This window comes from Lysinibacillus sp. KCTC 33748 (assembly GCF_002237755.1).
Classification (GTDB): Bacteria; Bacillota; Bacilli; order Bacillales_A; family Planococcaceae; genus Lysinibacillus.
The window spans coordinates 376,585-393,377 of sequence record NZ_MWSJ01000001.1 but is presented as its reverse complement, the minus strand read 5'-3'; the positions used below and the strand labels follow the sequence as shown (position 1 = coordinate 393,377).

The following is a 16,793-nucleotide window of genomic DNA, read 5'->3' as shown; positions in this document are numbered from 1 at the left end:
CTTAATATATGTCATACTTTTAATAATTGTTATTCACACCTCTTTGTGCTGAAATATAAAAACAACAGGTTTTTGGGCACCCGCTGAAAGAAGTTAAAATATGTATTGTATCATTTCATGTATGTTGCAATAAGGATTATCACGGCTTTCTGTCTTGCGAAGTGCCATCATATCTGTGCAATTTTTAATAGCAACCTCATGTCGAAGTGCGATAGGAGCAATGACAGATTCATCCGCTTTATGACGAATATAACGTGTTATCCCAAGATGCTGCTCCATTTTGTCATTTAATACTGCACGAGGATACTTTTCAGACATATCGACCTCTTCAAAATGCAATAGTAGCCATAATTCGAACGCTTCATTTGAATAGGCAATATGAATATTATTCTCCTCACAAAAGTCATTCACTTCCTCTAATTGCTTTTCGGTTAAATCATCCTTATCAAAAACAATCCAAACCTCATCAAAATATTGATAGCTTGAATCTCGATAGGCATGCTGCGCAAGCTTAATAGCCGAACGTTTAACGTTTTTTATTTTGACACTTACCAGTTTGGAGCGCTTTAAAATACGCAGTTGCTCAAAATAAATGCGTTCGGTTTCACCTTCACAATAAATTAAAATGGTTTTACGCAGTGTTCGATTCCCTTGTTGACGTACTCTCACTGCTCAGACACCTCCCACTTCCTATCAATTATGCCTCGGCTGTCGCACAGATAAATTGCCACCGGACTTGGCGTTCTTCGACTGAGTTCCTCTATTTTAGCGGGGTGTTTGGATACCCGTTGAAAGAAGTTAAATATTGATCTGATAAATATTCATTAATAACCGGTGTAGCCCCAAATTCTCCTTTTAAGTAACGCTTGGCATAGGAAATATCTCCACGTTTCTTTTGCAAATCTGCAAAATCAAATAAAGAGTATAATTCGGATTCATTTTTAAAGCTTTTATTTACAAACCATATTTGATCGGAACGTAATGGCTGGTCTAATAAATCAATTTCATGACTTGTGACAACAAATTGATTCGTAACGTTACGCTTGCTGTTCATAATGGCCATTAAAAATTCGCAGATGGACACATGAAATGCTGTATCAAATTCATCTATAAAAATAGTCTTCCCCTTATTGTATGCATCTACCATGACACATGCTAAATGCAGCATACGGACTGTCCCCTTTGAATCCATCGTCCAATTGATCGTCTCTGTCCCGATTGGCGCACCTGCTTCATCGAACGATAAATAGTGCAAATCGATATCCACTTCTTGAATAACCTCTGGCGTGTCAAAATCATAGCCAATCGTATTTTTCTCTCTACGCTCAACGCGTCTTGCCGTCACATCTTGAATAGAAAAGTCTGCAACTTTTAGCAACTTCATCACTTCTTTTTTAAAGGGCTCCTCTTCAAGTTTACGAATAAGTGGATGACTTGATAACCGATTCGCTTCATCTAAAAACAATATTTTATGTAAAAACCAATCAAATATTTTCGTAGCATCTGGGTCATTAAAGACATTTAATACTGATAAGAACGCTGTATTATTACGCGTATATTTTGTCAGCTCTTGCGCTGTGCTTTCGGCAGTTTCATACAAATATTCTGTTCCATCCCATTGTCTATTAAAGAGCTGTTCTTTCAAAGATTTTGTCGTTTTAGTTAACCCTTCATAAAGTACTTGTGAAGCATTATATTGAACCTCATAATCGTACAGTACCCCATCTATGAATAATGAAATCATAAATTCAGTCGGTTTCCCTTGCTGACCTCCTAACTTAAACGGCTGGTAGGGCAAACGTAGTTGTTTAACATTATTCAGATTTTCAAAGTTAAACAATAAAGAACGTAAAATTTTTATAGCCGTGAATAAGTTCGATTTCCCACTTCCATTTGGTCCGAAAATAAAGGCACTTTTCACAAGGCATATCGAGTCAAATTTCATCGTATGTGTGTCCTTTAATTTACGAATACGGCTTCCCGCAACCATTGAAAATAGTGTTTCCTCTTTATAACTCAGGCAATTTTTCACTCTAAAATCTACTAGCATATTTGCAAGCCTCCGTTCAATTCCATAACATTCCTTTTAAAAGATAATTATACTATAGCCTAAAAAAACAACTATTACTCCGTGTAATGGTTCATCACCAAAAGTTTGGGATGACTTTTGGTAAAACCTATACTATACATATAAGTTGAATGGAGTGGAGGCTGGGCGAATTCTTGGGAATCAGCGAAAGAGGAACAAGGCTAAAACCATTACGTCCTGTGATAACACCTTCGTGACCAACATCAAATGTTTTCTGTAGCGAAAGCGTAGCGACAGCAACAACAAATGTTTTCTGTAGCGAAAGCGTAGCGACAGCAACAACAAATGTTTTATCTGTGCGAAAGCGTAGCGGCAGCTACAAAGCGCCCAGCTGGAACGGAAATCAACCACGTTTTGTTGATGACCCTGCGTAATTCCAATTATAAAATGCACACTTTAGGATGAATGATAAGTTTTCACCAGTAATTTAAATTATAAAAAGACGATTTTCCCTTTATGAAAGAGTAAATCGCCTTTATCATGTTGGTGATCTTTAACTACTAAGCTTTTGTGTACAACTTTTTATATTTCTACTATCTTTTCATCTTGTAACGCTTGCAATGTACGCTCTATACCTTCCGCAAATGAAGTTTTTGGCCTCCACCCTATTGCTTTTGCTAACTTTTCATTATTTAAAAACGAATGCTCAATATCTCCCTCTCTTGCAGGAGCATATTGAATTTCTAAAGGATGATTTAAATGCTGCAATAATAAAATGACTTGATGAATCGACCATGCCTCATTCGTTGATACATTATAAATGCCTTGTAATCTAGCCTGTACACCGGCGTAAATAGCATCCGCAATGTCCTCTACATATATGAAATCTCGTGTTTGCTCTCCATCTCCATAAATTGTAAAGGGCTTTTCTTCTATACTGCTTTTTAGCATACAAGGAATAACCGCTGCTTCGCCCTGCATACGTTGTCCTGGACCGAATACATTAGCAAATCTATAAATTAATGTTGGTAAACGGTAATCTTTTTGCCATTTCTCGCAGTAAGACTCACCAATACTTTTGTTTAATCCATACATCGAAATCGGTTCACTAACATCTGTTTCTTCTATTGGAGGATAGTGACTATCTCCATAAACAGCTGCCGACGAGGCGAAAACGAAATGCTTTACCTTATATTTTGACGATAAGAAGAGCATCTGACTAAGCCCTACAATATTCGATAAAACATCCTTTACTGGTTCTTGTATCGATTTTTGGACACTCGTTTGCGCTGCACAATGAATGACCACATCAAATGATGTTTCTCTAAAGAGATGCTCACAAACTTCATCTTCCACATTCAAAAGATAAGATTTATGCTCAAAGTCGACATTACGTAAATGGCCTGTACTTAAATTATCAATAATATAAACATTTGCACCTTCTTTAAAAAAACGCCTTGCGACTGCACTACCAATAAAACCATATCCACCTGTCACTAATACATTCATCCCATCGCCCCCAAAAACTATATGATGTTTTATATGCAGTAATTACTAAAATTATGCAAGTAACATATTTATCGTGTTATTTTTCGGGAACATTTCTCATACAAAAAATGTATCATCATCAAAACGTGTGGTTGATTTCCGTTCCAGCTGGGCGCTTTGCTTTCGCTACAGAAATCATTTGTTGTTGGTCACGAAGGCGTTATCACAGGACGTGATGCTTTTAGCCTTCGTTCCTCTATATCGCTAATCCCCAAGGAGTCGCCCAGCCGTTACGAAGAGACGTTTTAACAAAAGTCATCCAGAGCTTTTGGTGGTGAACAAAAAAAATGTGCCCGATATGTATCGAACACATTTTACAAATGTTAAGCTGGGCTTACTTCCAGTTCAACTGCAATTTTGATGTCTTTACCTACTAGAACACCGCCAGTTTCTAATGCAGCATTCCAAGTTAAGCCAAATTCTTCACGATTGATTGTTGTCGCAGATTCAAAGCCATAAACTTCTTGGCCCCATGGATTTGTACCTTTACCATTAAATTCAGTATTAAATGTTACTGATTTCGTTACGTCTTTAATTGTTAAATCACCTGTAATCGCAAATTCATCATCCGATTTTTTTGTAATGTTTGTTGATTTGAATGTGATTGTTGGATATTTTTCAGCATCGAAGAAATCTGCTGCTTTTAAGTGATTATCACGATCTTCACTACGTGTGTTAATGCTTGCTGCATCAATTGTAAAGCTAATGTTTGCTGTTGTTAAATCTGCAAGATCTGCCGCTTCAATATTTGCTGAATAAGTATCGAATACACCTTTCACTTTTGATACCATCATGTGCTTTACTTGAAAGTTAATTGCTGAGTGTCCTAAATCAATATTCCATTTTGCCATTTTAAATTCCTCCAATAAAATTATTTTTATCTCGAATTCGAGATATATGTTAAAATATGAAGCAACTACATTAATTATGTTCCCCAAAATTTAACGGATAAACATTTGTAGTTACTTCTTTCATACATAATAGTTACGAAAAGTAATTAATTACTTTATGTAACTTACTGTACATTAATAATTTACTTACGTCAAGTTATTTTTTAATAATTTTTTTAAAATTCAAGGTATCACGTTTTTTGAGTTAAGTAATTTATTTTCCAAGATTATTCTACCTTAGCGGTTCTTCGTATTACCTGAGCGATTTCTCCGACTCGGAAATATATAAATAAAAAAGAAGCCACCCAATGAAATGGGAAGCTCCTTATCTCAGCGTTTCACTAATTTACCTTGGACGACAAAACGATGGTCGTCACTCAAGACAGAATCCTTACAAGTGGATAGCGTAAGAATTTTGTCTTCTGGTCCAATCTCTATATTCATTTCGATTGCAGAGCGTGTTTGAATTTTGTCTGTGAATTTTAGGAATGTATCATTGCTCGTAAATTCTGTTTCAATATAATAAAAATCAATTGTTGTTTCATAAGCAGCAAACACTTCGACATCATAGCCTTCATACAGAGTGTCTAAATAAATGACAGGATGTTCGTCTGCATATTGCTGATTTAAGTAATTTTTAAGACTCCCAAACATCGTACTATTCTTCATAGCATGGCCGTACAAAATAGTATTTTGGTTTAGATCCTGCACATTATTACGATAGTCCATAAATACACTGCCTGCACGACTTTCTCGATCTTTAAAATTATGATCTAAATAAAAATCATTATTTTCAGCTTGTAGGATAGGATTATTGAGCTTTGTCCCGTCTACAGAAATCCAACCAACAATATTTTTATTTACCGATAGTAAATCATTGAATTGTGGACGGATTGTGAATGGCGTTGATGAGCTTTCTTCCACTTCATCTTCTAAAGAAGCCAATGTTGATTGATAAATCGTTTGTACTTCTTCCAGTGATTTTGAAGTCTCATAGTACGTGTATAAGTACTTGGCTAATGCAAAGCCTGAGTATAAGAATATAGCTAAATATATAAATGTTAACAACTTAGATGTCCATTTTTTCATCGTATCACCAGTTATATTCCAAGAGGGACCATGTAAAATCCATGCTGCTCATCCTCATTGAAAATAGCTTGAACACCATAGACTTCTTTAATAACTTCCTTTGTAATGACGTTACGTGGTGCTCCCTCAGCTATTATTTGTCCAGCTTTCATCAAAATGATTTGATTGCTATAGCGAATCGCCTGATTTATATCGTGAAGTACCATAACGATTGTTAAGCTATGTTCCTCATTTAACGCCTTTACAAGCTCCAATAACTCAATTTGATAATAAATATCCAAATATGTTGTCGGCTCATCCAAACATAAAATTTCAGATTGCTGTGCTAAAGCCATAGCAATCCACACTCGCTGACGTTCCCCACCTGATAAAGCCTCTAAATCGGTATCTTTTTTTTCTAGTAAGTTCGTGCAAGTAAGTGCCCATTCAATAGCTTCGGCATCTTCCTCTTCATTTCTTTTTAACATAGTACGATGTGGTAAACGTCCAAAACTCACTAATTTTTCTATTGTTAAATCTTTTGGCGCATCATTTTGCTGATAGACAATCGCGAGTTTTTTTGCAAACTCTTTTGGCTTGTAGTGCACCAAATCCTTGTTTTCTAAAGATGCATTCCCCGATATCGGTATATTGTTGCGGGACATAACACTTAATAATGTTGATTTTCCACAGCCGTTTGGACCGATAATCGTTGTGATTTTACCCTTTTGAATGGTCGTCGATACACCATCTAAATGATTTCGAGTATTATCATGCGATACGATAATATCTTGTATTTCCATGTTTCCTCACTCTTTTCGTAATAGGAATATTAAGAATGGTCCACCGATAATCGCCATAATGGTTGAAGCTGGTATTTCAAGGGGTGCAGCCATTGTGCGACCAATCGTATCTGCCACTAATATTAATAAGGCTCCAGCTAATGCTGTAAAAGGTATAAGCACCTTATGATCATGTCCAACTAAACGACGAGAAATATGTGGCACTAACAGACCGACGAACGAAATAACTCCTGCTACGACAACGGAAACAGCTGATAATAGTACCGCGACAGCTGCTATTAATAGACGAGCACGAGCTACATGAAAGCCTAGACTTTTCGCTGTTTTGTCTTGTAATACTAGCAGATTACACCAACTATATAACGCAAAGGCAGCTATTAATCCGACAGTACCATAAGTAACAATTGTTGATACGTCCTTCCACGTACGCATCGTTAAGTTTGAACCTATAACGCTGGCAGCAGAAGTATTCAATGAGCCTCCTAAACTAATGAAAGTCTCTGTTAACCCCGTGAACATTGCATTTATAGCAATCCCGACTAAAATAAGCTTCAACGGACTTAAACCTGACTTCCATGACAACGCAAAGACGAGTGCGCAGGCAAATGCCCCACCCATAAATGCTAATACAGGTGTCATAAAAAATAGTGCTGGAAAGAAGGAAATAATAAAGAGCTGGACAAATGCCGCTCCTGAAGATATCCCAATAACTCCAGCATCCGCTAACGGGTTACGCATCACTGATTGTAATAGTACCCCTGAAACCGAAAGTGCTGCACCAGCAAACAATGCAACAATGATTCGTGGAAATCGCAAATCCCGGATAGCCTCCATTTGACTATTTCCTTCATCAAATAATGCACCTATAAATTCAAAAAAGCCCATTTTAATGCTACCTGTTGTTGCTGCATAAACTGCTGAAACAAGTAATAATACAATTACAATTGAAAAGCTTACAATTTTTTTTGTCATACCGGACTTCCCTTTTCTTTTCAAATTCCATCATGTTATATGTACATCTACAACTTTGCTTAAAACATATATAAGAAAAGCGCTCTATAACAAGGCTATGCTTGCGATACGAGCGACATTTCTAGTTTCTATTTACGATAGAAGATTTCCATTAGCTGTCCTAAAGCCTGTGGCACTTGTAATGAAGCTGTAGTACCGAACAATTCTTCCTCTAAATCATAGACTTTGCCGTTTTTTACTGCGTCAAAATGCTTCCATATATCATTCGTTTTAAATTCCTCATCAAACATTTTTACTACTTCATCTGGCATACCGTGTGATAGACGTAAAATAATATCAGGGTTACTACTATGCAAGTACTCAGTATTCGAAGACAAGTATTCAGCGTCCTGCCCCTCCATCACATTAATACCACCTGCACGTTTCACAAGGTCTCCTGCATAGGAGTTTTCAGTTGCAACTAAATAACTACCCGGAATGCCAAGTAAAATTAATACACGAGGTCCCTCTTTGTTCTTTGCAACTGTTTGAACAGCATCAATATTTTTTTGTAATCCATTCACTAACTTCTCAGCTTGTTCTATACGATTATAGCGTTCGCCAAGTGTTTTAATTTCGGAAAGCATAGCATCAACACTTTGAAAGTTTAAAAAGTGTACCGGTATTTTTAGCTGCTTGAATTTATCTTGTAAATCATACTCCAACGTTGAAACTGATAACACATCTGTTGGATTTAATGATTTAACAATCTCCATATCTGGCTCCATTGCATTACCGATAGTAGGCAATTCATCGAAGCGTTTAGCTATTTTTTTTTCTGTTTCAGGCACTGCTATAGCGTCCAATTCAAGCTTATCTAGAATGTCTGCAATAACGACCGTTCCTGCAATAATACGGTGTTCATTCTCATCAGTTGTTTCAGCTGATGGTTGTGCTTTTTCCGTAGGTGTCTCTGACTTTTGTTGCTTATTTCCATCACTACAGCCAGCGACTGCCAAAAGTAATGTCATAAGCGCCATCATGAGCAACCTACATTTCCAATTCTTTCGCATAAAGTCATCTCCTACTTATTTCTGTTCCGTCACATCTTTTCTTGAATTTTTAAAACGGCGAACGAGCAATAAGCCCGATAAAAGACAAGTTACTACTAGCAATACTATCTTTACAATGTTCAGCCGAGCAAGCTGCTGATCGACTTTAGAATCCTTCGTTATTTTTTTGGGGGTTTCTTCTTTAACACCAGCTTTCTTGTCGTCTTCTTCATCCTCAATAGGCGCATCAAGCGTACGGTCAAATGCTAACCGCTCCTCCTTAGGCACAGTTAATGAAGGCTGAAATGATGGCAGTGGTCGTGACGTCTGAGGCTGTTTGACCGCAGTCTCTTGTTGTGTTACCTCTGTTACCTTTTTCATTCCCTCTTTAACAATAACAGGTGCCTTTTTCACTTCCTCTTTAACAATAACAGGTAGCTTTTCACTCACTACTTGCTTAGAGGGTTCTTTTGTAGAAGGCTTATTTAGAAACTTTGCTACTTGTTGTGGATCGAACTTTAGATTTACGAAATATTGATGGTGATAAGAAATATCAGGTATATCAACTTTAGCCCACAGTCGTATTGGCTTTTCAAAATTACTAATTTCAAATTCAACAATTCTTGTATTGTCTACAAGTGAAATAAGCTTTGGTTCCACTTGATTTCCTTGTTGATCTACAGTTAATCCTGTTATCCAATTAGATTTTAAAATTGTCATGTGGGCATAATATTTGCCGTTTTTTTCTTTTATTTTTGCAATAGGATTTACATATGTATTCATAATGGATTGTTCGTTTTTTCCATCTACTAATAGTACGTAATTCATTGACCATTCCTTATCATAGACTTCTTCTGAAAGAGATTCTTTACTATCGTTTTCCGGAATAACTTCCTCATCCTTAGGTCCAATTATTGAAAGGGTTGTTAATTGTAATTGAAGCTCCTGGGAAAAAGGGAAATATTCCTCAGAGGATGAAAGTGCCATCTTGCCTTTAATGAAAATAGGCTGATGTAAATCCTTGACATCAAATTGAACTAAATTTTCAGTCTGAACGTTTGACGAAAGCTCATTTTCCAGCTGTTCGATATGTATATCTCTTATACTCAATGGCTGATTTATAGTTAAATTCAAGCTATATTGACCGTTCTTCACATCAATTGTCGCCAATTCACTAAAAATATTGTCTTTCCCTCCATCTAGAGATGAAATACTTAGTTCAACTTGATAGCTCCCATTTTCTAATACAGATTCTTCAGCTTTTGCCTGAAGCCATACAAATGGAGGGAGAAACATCAGTAAAATAGTACTCAACACGAATACTCGAAATATTTTTCTATTGTTAATCACTGTGTAAATTCCTCCAATTTCTTTAAGAACACAGTAACTTCCTTCCTCGATTAAGTGAGAAAGGAAGTTGCTGTAACCGTATTATTTATTCATGTATTGTAATGAGCCATTTAAAATTTTTGCCATATGCGCGCGTTTTAATGGACTGCTTGCATTAATAACAGTTTTACCTTTAGCATCGACAGATCCAGTCATGATTTTACCTGCATATAAAAACGCAAATGCTTTTCTCGCCTCTTCACTTTTAACAGTTGCACCATCAGCATAATAAGACAAACTTGGATCACCATAATTCATTTCTTTTCCTGCAACATGCGTTACTGTTCGGTAAATCATCACTGCAGCTTGTTGACGAGTAAGTGTGTCATTTGGATTAAATTTTTCAGCTTTCATAACAATTCCAGCTTCAGTTAAAGCATTAATTGCTTGTACACGTTCTGCGTCAAGCTTCGCTGTATCTTTAAATCCAGCATCTTTTGTAGAAGTTACATTTAATGAACGAGCAATCATTAACGCAAATTGAGAGCGTGTAATATTGTCATTTGGTTTAAAGTAATCTTGACCCTTAACAATTCCCTTGCTATATAATGCTAGAATTGCATCTTTATTAGCATCATTACTAATATCCTTAAATGGATTCACCACTGGTTTCACTGCGTTTTCCACAGCAAAACTAAATTGAACTTGGTGGTTCGAGTCATAATTCACGCCTTTGTCTGGCTCATTTACAACAATATGCAACTGTGCATTCACAAGTTTCTTTAAGTCTGCCACTTCAAATGAGTACTTACTTGTATTTGTTGCATCGTCTTTACTTACTAAAGTCGCTTCTTTTCCCTCTACTTTGAATCCTTTAACATATTGACCTTGAGGGAACGTCATAGTAACGATGTTTTTACCATTTACTACTGATACATCTACTTTTGATTTAATATATTGCTTCATAATCGATTCTTCAGAAGTACCGTTTTTGTAAACAGTGACAGCCACTTCATTTACTTTAACTTCTTCTTTAACCTCTTCAGACTTACCACTTTCTACTGCTTTTAAATCAAAATCATACCACTTGTCCATATTAGCTGAAGCTACGACAACGTGGATTTTCGCTGACAATACTTCGCCAGCTACCACTGGAAAACTATATGTAATTGTTCCATCTGCATTTTTCACTTCAGTAGCATCTACAAACTTATCACCTTGCTTTGTTTGTAAACCTGCGATCATTGGGGCAGATTTTGCTGCTACCGTTAATTTCGCCTCAAATTTCCCATCCTTTTCAACGATTGTACCTTGTGTTACAAGATGAGAACTAATTGCAGGTTGTGGTTCTGTTGTTCCAGGCTTAAAAGTTTGGAAATCTACAATAGTACCAGTATTCTCAGATTTAGTAGCTTCTGCTTTTACTTCAGTATTTGTAGTCGTTACATCAGCTACCTTTGCAGATGCAAATGATGGTACTGAAAGTGATGCTGCTAACAATGAAGCTAGTACTATTTTTGTTGCGCGTGATTGACGTTTTTTAGCCATTATTGACCCTCCGTTTTTGTTTGTAGTTTTTTTCTATAAAGTAAAAATGCTGATCCAGCTAATGCAACAATCAATACATATGGTGTTGCATCGCTTGTTTGTGGGTTCGGCACATGACTTTCAGAAGAATTTGTTGAAGCATTAGTCGCTTTCGAATCAGATGATTTCGTTGAAGCATCAGTCGTTTTTGTTTCAGATTCTTTTGCTACTGTTGCGCTTCCTGCAGATACCGCATCAAATACTAGTGAAACACTGTATTCGTGATGATAATTAATATCGTCAATATCAATTTTCATAGCAGTTACAACTGGTTTCGTTAAATCTTTCACTGTAAATTGTACGGTACGAGTATCAGCTGCTTTATCTTCACTTACTACAGTTGCTCCACCTGGTGGTTGGAACTTTGTAATCCATGCACTATTTTTCAATGTAATTTGTACAGTAGCTGTCCCATTTTTCAATGTGACCTTTGCTGGTTTTAGAAAATAATCATTCGCAATGGATACAGAGTTACTTTCAGGTTTATTGACCTGATATTGTATCGAATGTGTGCCGTCAGCTAGTTGGGCAGACGCTTGCGGTAACGCAAAGTTACATACAAACAAAGTTACAAGCATAACGAACATCATTAATTTCTTCATGTGTTGTACGCCTCCTCTAAAATAATAGAAAAATTCAATTCCATAAAAACATGATTGAAAGTACCCTTCGGAATGAAAATCATTCTCAATTGAATCTCTATTACCAAGAATACGTGTTAATGCCAGTGAATGTCAACAACAAATCCAAACTTGTCCTCAATATGTCAAAATTACCTTTAAAAAAGAAAATATCACATGAAAAACATGTGATATTTCCTATTTTTAATAGAAAAGCCTCTTTCTATTCATTAATCTCAACTAGAAATCTAGTATATTCAAGAAATCATTTCAATGATCCCTATAATAATTAGTAACCACCCCGAAATAGCGGTTGAGTGTTTTCCTATGAATGTCTTTGTCAGTAAACCGCCAAAGTGAACACCCGCGCCTACTGTTATGAACGAAAAGAAACCGATAGAAATTACTGTCCATATTGCAGAAATACCATTGGCTCCAAGTGCTATTCCGCCGGCTAAACAGTTGGCTGATAAGACAAAGCCGAGCGTCATTGCTTCTCTAAATGAAATGATATAATTTTTATCCTCATCAAATACTTCAGGGTTCTCTAATATTCCTTGTTTAGATAAGCGACTAGATAATAAAGTCCATATCCCAATAACACAAAGCAAAAGACTTCCTATTAAATTTGCGAAATCTGGAGAGACATAATCAATAACTACGCCCCCAGCTGTAACTGCAACGTATGTGACGATCATTGAAATAAGGGCAATAACCGCATTGGATAATACGGGTATTTTCACTCGCTTAATACCATAAGCGAGACCAATTCCTAAATTATCTAAGTTGGCAGCTATCCCAATAAGAATGATGGCTATCCAATGCATTCCTTTCCTCCTCAATAAACTAAAATCCATTCTCACATATGATATGAAAGGAAAAATTTTTTGTTCATTCATACTTTGAATGGAATTGCTTACGGAGGGAATGGGATTACCCGCGGGAGACTTAAATTAACCTTATTCAACGTCTTGCCACGCGGGTACTATTTCCTATTCTATAGCTTGAAATTATTTAATTGTTGAGATATTTTTTCAGCGATACTTGCAGTTTGAACGGATGATTCTGCTACATGCTGTATAGCTTGTAATGTTTCTGAAATACTATTTGCTATTCCATTTGAATGATCTGATGATTCTATCGCGACTGTAGATACATTTTCAATCGCTTTTTGTATTTCTAGCATAGAGTACTTCATCGTTCCAACAAATGTTGTCACTTCAGTTATTAATGTATTAAAGTACATAGCATCTTCTTCATATTGAATTCCACTGTTTTGGAATAGTTCATAATCAGGTGTTACTTTATCGTCTATAAAGTGTAATAAATCTTGAGCATTAGTAGATACATTCTTAAATGCTTTTTCTACGTCACTTGTAACAATTTGTATTCTTTGAACGGTTTCAGATGATTGTTCAGCTAATTTTCGTACTTCGGCAGCAACAACTGCAAAACCTTTACCTTGCTCTCCTGCTCTGGCAGCCTCGATCGCTGCATTTAATGCTAACAAATTCGTTTGATCTGCAATATCTGCTATTGTGTCAGACATTACTTTTACTTCAGATACGATTTGTCCGGCTTGAATCGCTTCTAAAACTAACTTTTGTTTGTCATCATATAGATTACGAGCTGTACTAAATGCTTGAATAGCTGTTTCTTTAATATCAATGGCTCTCTCTTTTACTTCTTGTGAGAAATTAAGACTATATTTGGTTTTCTCATTTAATTTTTCCGTACTATCAAGCACTTCAATTGCAGTCGCGTTTATTTGCTCAGTTGTTGCACCTAATGTAGTACTTCCCATTGCGACTTCCTTTGAATTTGTATCAATTTCATTCATTGAAGCAGTAATTTCCTCAATAGTTGCACTTAAATTTTCACTTAAACTTCCCATTTGTGTTGAGGTACTATTCACATTAGAAACAAGTTCCCGAATATGTGTAACAGAATGGTTCAAACCTTGCGTAATTTTCCCAAGATCATCTGGATATAATACCTCAGCATGTCGCGTTAAATCACCATCTTCAACCCCAGATACAACATCCCGAATATTGGAGATTGCTTTTTTAACATACCTACTTAAATAGATTAGAATACTTATACTAAATAGTAGAGCGATAAACATAATAATACCGTTTTGATACAATGTTCTCTTATATGTACCATTATTTTTTTCATTGCTCAATTCGGCACTTTTAATAGTTGTTGTTTCTAATTGCTCCATCAAATCATCTCTTTGCCTTTCTTTTTCAAATAGCGGTTCTAATAATACATTGGCATCCACTTCTGTCGCATCAGAGGTAACTTGTTGAAAACTGGATTCTAATATATCTTCATAACTTTGATTTACTTCTTCCAAATACTTGAGTAATTTTTTTTCTTCACTACCTATGTTTACTTTTTTTAAATCTTTAAAGGATTGACCAATTTCTTCTTCAATAGTTGCGATTTCTTCATAATATTGAATTTTTTCATCTATATCTTGTGAGTAAAAGAAAATTTTGAACTTTAGATTCGTTATTTTTTGCTGATTCGTTGAAATGTTACTTAATAAATAGATAGAAGTTAAATTTTCATCATATAAGGATGTCGCATTATCATTCATTTTTTCAACACCCATTATGCCAGTAAACCCTATAATGACAAGTGCAACTAACACAATCGAATTGAATATTCCGAACTTCCCAATCAAAGATGCATTTTTATAAAACTTCATTTATCTCTCCACCTTAGATACATTTAATTTATATTGATAATAAAATTGGTTGATCGCCATAACCTAATGTTGAGTTCCGTTCCGACTGTGCGATTCCCTATGGTATCGGTCCAACACATTTTATCTGTGCGAAAGCGAAGCGACAGCAACAGCAACAACAACACGATATTGGTCAGAGGACGTTTATCACAGGAGGTGTTTCCTCTATTGCTAATTCCAAAGGGGTCGCCTAGTTGTAACGAGAATCAACTTATATAAATGGCATCTAAAATTTCTATCAACCTAATTGTTTTTAACAAAAATGATTAATTATGGAAATTATATGTTACATTTCCCCCTATATATCCAAATCGGATTACAGAAAAATACTATCTTTTTGAATAACTTTTTCGATAAACACTTCTACTAATTTAGGGTCAAACTTAGTACCCTTCTGTTCTTTTAAATAAGAAAGAGCTTCTTCCTTTGTCCAAGCTTTTTTATAAGCTCTATCACTAACTAAAGCGTCGTAAACATCTACTATAGATATTACTCTCGCTTCAAGAGGAATTTCTTCTCCTTTTAACCCCATTGGATAGCCTGTTCCATCCCAGTTCTCATGATGATATTTAATAATATTCTCTGCTATTTTTTTGTCATCAAAAACTTTATTGTTCATTTCATTAGACAGTTTATTCAATACATCTACACCCATAAGAGGATGCATCTTCACTATTTTTTTCTCATAGACTGTTAGTGGTCCAGTTTTATACAGGATTGATTCTGGTATTCCCGATTTTCCTATGTCATGTAAAACACTGTATTCTATAATTTTACTAACATACTCTAATGATAAATTATAAGTTCTATCTTCAAAGAGGCTTAGCAACAATTCCTCTGCTAAATTTTGCACGTTCAAAAGATGTTCTGCTATATTTGCATCGCGCATTTCACTTGATAGGGCTAACAACTGAAATAGCTCCTTTTGCTCTACTTTCTTCTGATTCACTTCATCTATCACTAGTTGTTCTGCTAAGCGCATAACTCCTATATAATAAATAATTTCTTCTATTTCAATTGGCGTAATCGTTATGAATGAGTATCTTATCTCTAAAGATTTGTTAACATGAACCATTGCCCCAGACCATGGCAGACCTTTTTTCAATGTACTTTTTATCGATTTATACATAACAAATGGCGTTACTCTCGATTTTAAACTTTCTACTGGTAATCCAATAAGAAATTCTCTTTTACAGCCGGTAATCGTTTCATATTGTTGATTAACATCGATAATTAATTGATTTTCATCAACAATTACAACAGCATCACCTAGTTTTAAATAATATGTTAATTCCTTCGGTATTTTTTCACACATTTAGAAGACCCCTTATCCATTGTTTAATTCATTAGCAAAACTAGCAAGTCGGTCAGCCGACAATGCAACTTCTTCAAATGCTTTACCTAATTCATTGACAACATTAGCAAAAACATTAATCTCTTCTTGTGAATGTTCATTATTTTTTTGTGTTTCTTGCATAGATTGTAATATTTGCTCAAAACATATGTCTGTTTGTTTCATAATTTGTTCCCCGTCTTGAACACATTGATTAATCATGTCCAGTGAAGCTGATAACTTTTCTACCTTAGATACAGTAGATAAAATTAAATGAGCTACATTTGAGACTGATTTTTTTGTTACTTCTGATAATTTTTTAACTTCATCCGCTACAACTGCAAATCCTCTTCCATCTTCGCCGGCCCTTGCTGCTTCAATTGCTGCGTTTAAAGATAATAAATTAGTTCGATCTGCTATTTTCGTTACAATATCAATAATGCCTTGAACTTCCTTCGTTATCTTTAACAATTCTTCTATATCATTGGAGATTATTTGAACAGCCTCATGAACATTCTTCATATTGCTATCCTGTCTACTTATTTGAAATTTCCCATTTTGAGCTCTCTCCTCTGCTAAAGCAGATAACTCCCTTCCATCATTCGTAATCTCCACCATTTCTGTGCAATGAATATGTAATTCATGAAATGCTGCGTTAGTTTGCTCTGAAATTGATGCTAAATTTTCAGTAGAATTCATAACTTGAATTTTAGTCTGTTCCGCCTGTCCATCTAACTTTTCTTTAATTCTACTTATCTCTCTATCATATTCTTAACAACTTGTTGCTCTAAATTAAATAGTTTTGAAAGTGCTTTTACACTAGCATAA

General features: G+C 35.5%; 15 protein-coding genes. All 15 read right to left on the bottom strand.

Annotated elements, in window-relative coordinates; translation table 11 throughout:
- Window positions 1-93: 93 nt before the first annotated feature.
- The 15 genes from B1B04_RS01725 to B1B04_RS01655 all read right to left on the bottom strand — a co-directional run bounded on the left by B1B04_RS01725 (window position 94) and on the right by B1B04_RS01655 (window position 16,664).
- Complete coding sequence (locus B1B04_RS01725) at window positions 94-669, bottom strand: RloB family protein (RefSeq protein WP_079559607.1); 576 nt, start codon at window positions 667-669, stop codon at window positions 94-96.
- A gap of 91 nt (window positions 670-760) precedes the next feature.
- Entirely contained in the window at window positions 761-2,050 is a 1,290-nt protein-coding gene (locus B1B04_RS01720) for an AAA family ATPase (protein WP_079559606.1), read from the bottom strand.
- 561 nt (window positions 2,051-2,611) lie between these two features.
- Window positions 2,612-3,538 carry an NAD-dependent epimerase/dehydratase family protein gene (locus tag B1B04_RS01715; RefSeq protein ID WP_079559605.1) on the bottom strand — a complete coding sequence of 309 codons (927 nt, stop codon included), beginning with the start codon at window positions 3,536-3,538 and terminating at the stop codon, window positions 2,612-2,614.
- A 362-nt stretch (window positions 3,539-3,900) separates the two neighbouring features.
- Complete coding sequence (locus B1B04_RS01710) at window positions 3,901-4,428, bottom strand: YceI family protein (protein WP_079559604.1); 528 nt, start codon at window positions 4,426-4,428, stop codon at window positions 3,901-3,903.
- A gap of 369 nt (window positions 4,429-4,797) precedes the next feature.
- Window positions 4,798-5,556, bottom strand: a complete 759-nt coding sequence (gene srtB, locus B1B04_RS01705; protein ID WP_240518164.1) for a class B sortase — start codon at window positions 5,554-5,556, stop codon at window positions 4,798-4,800.
- Window positions 5,557-5,567: 11 nt separating this feature from the next.
- On the bottom strand, window positions 5,568-6,338 hold the full coding sequence (locus tag B1B04_RS01700) for an ABC transporter ATP-binding protein (protein WP_079559602.1): 771 nt from the start codon (window positions 6,336-6,338) through the stop codon (window positions 5,568-5,570).
- Window positions 6,339-6,344: 6 nt separating this feature from the next.
- The gene (locus tag B1B04_RS01695) at window positions 6,345-7,310 is read right to left on the bottom strand and encodes a FecCD family ABC transporter permease (RefSeq protein ID WP_079559601.1); all 966 of its coding nucleotides are present in this window, start codon (window positions 7,308-7,310) and stop codon (window positions 6,345-6,347) included.
- Between the two features lie 128 nt (window positions 7,311-7,438).
- Complete coding sequence (isdE, locus tag B1B04_RS01690; protein ID WP_079559600.1) at window positions 7,439-8,362, bottom strand: heme ABC transporter substrate-binding protein IsdE; 924 nt, start codon at window positions 8,360-8,362, stop codon at window positions 7,439-7,441.
- 15 nt (window positions 8,363-8,377) lie between these two features.
- Entirely contained in the window at window positions 8,378-9,691 is a 1,314-nt protein-coding gene (locus B1B04_RS01685; RefSeq protein ID WP_079559599.1) for an NEAT domain-containing protein, read from the bottom strand.
- An 81-nt stretch (window positions 9,692-9,772) separates the two neighbouring features.
- Window positions 9,773-11,218: an NEAT domain-containing protein gene (locus B1B04_RS01680; RefSeq protein WP_079559598.1), complete on the bottom strand. Its 1,446-nt coding sequence runs from the start codon at window positions 11,216-11,218 to the stop codon at window positions 9,773-9,775.
- Window positions 11,218-11,859, bottom strand: a complete 642-nt coding sequence (gene isdC / locus B1B04_RS01675; RefSeq protein ID WP_079559597.1) for a heme uptake protein IsdC — start codon at window positions 11,857-11,859, stop codon at window positions 11,218-11,220. The genes B1B04_RS01680 and isdC overlap by 1 nt, the downstream gene beginning before the upstream one ends.
- A gap of 275 nt (window positions 11,860-12,134) precedes the next feature.
- Entirely contained in the window at window positions 12,135-12,704 is a 570-nt protein-coding gene (locus B1B04_RS01670; protein WP_079559596.1) for a manganese efflux pump, read from the bottom strand.
- 170 nt (window positions 12,705-12,874) lie between these two features.
- The gene (locus B1B04_RS01665) at window positions 12,875-14,593 is read right to left on the bottom strand and encodes a methyl-accepting chemotaxis protein (RefSeq protein WP_079559595.1); all 1,719 of its coding nucleotides are present in this window, start codon (window positions 14,591-14,593) and stop codon (window positions 12,875-12,877) included.
- Window positions 14,594-14,948: 355 nt separating this feature from the next.
- On the bottom strand, window positions 14,949-15,947 hold the full coding sequence (locus B1B04_RS01660) for an HD domain-containing phosphohydrolase (RefSeq protein ID WP_079559594.1): 999 nt from the start codon (window positions 15,945-15,947) through the stop codon (window positions 14,949-14,951).
- Between the two features lie 12 nt (window positions 15,948-15,959).
- On the bottom strand, window positions 15,960-16,664 hold the full coding sequence (locus B1B04_RS01655) for a methyl-accepting chemotaxis protein (protein ID WP_094075057.1): 705 nt from the start codon (window positions 16,662-16,664) through the stop codon (window positions 15,960-15,962).
- Window positions 16,665-16,793: the final 129 nt, after the last annotated feature.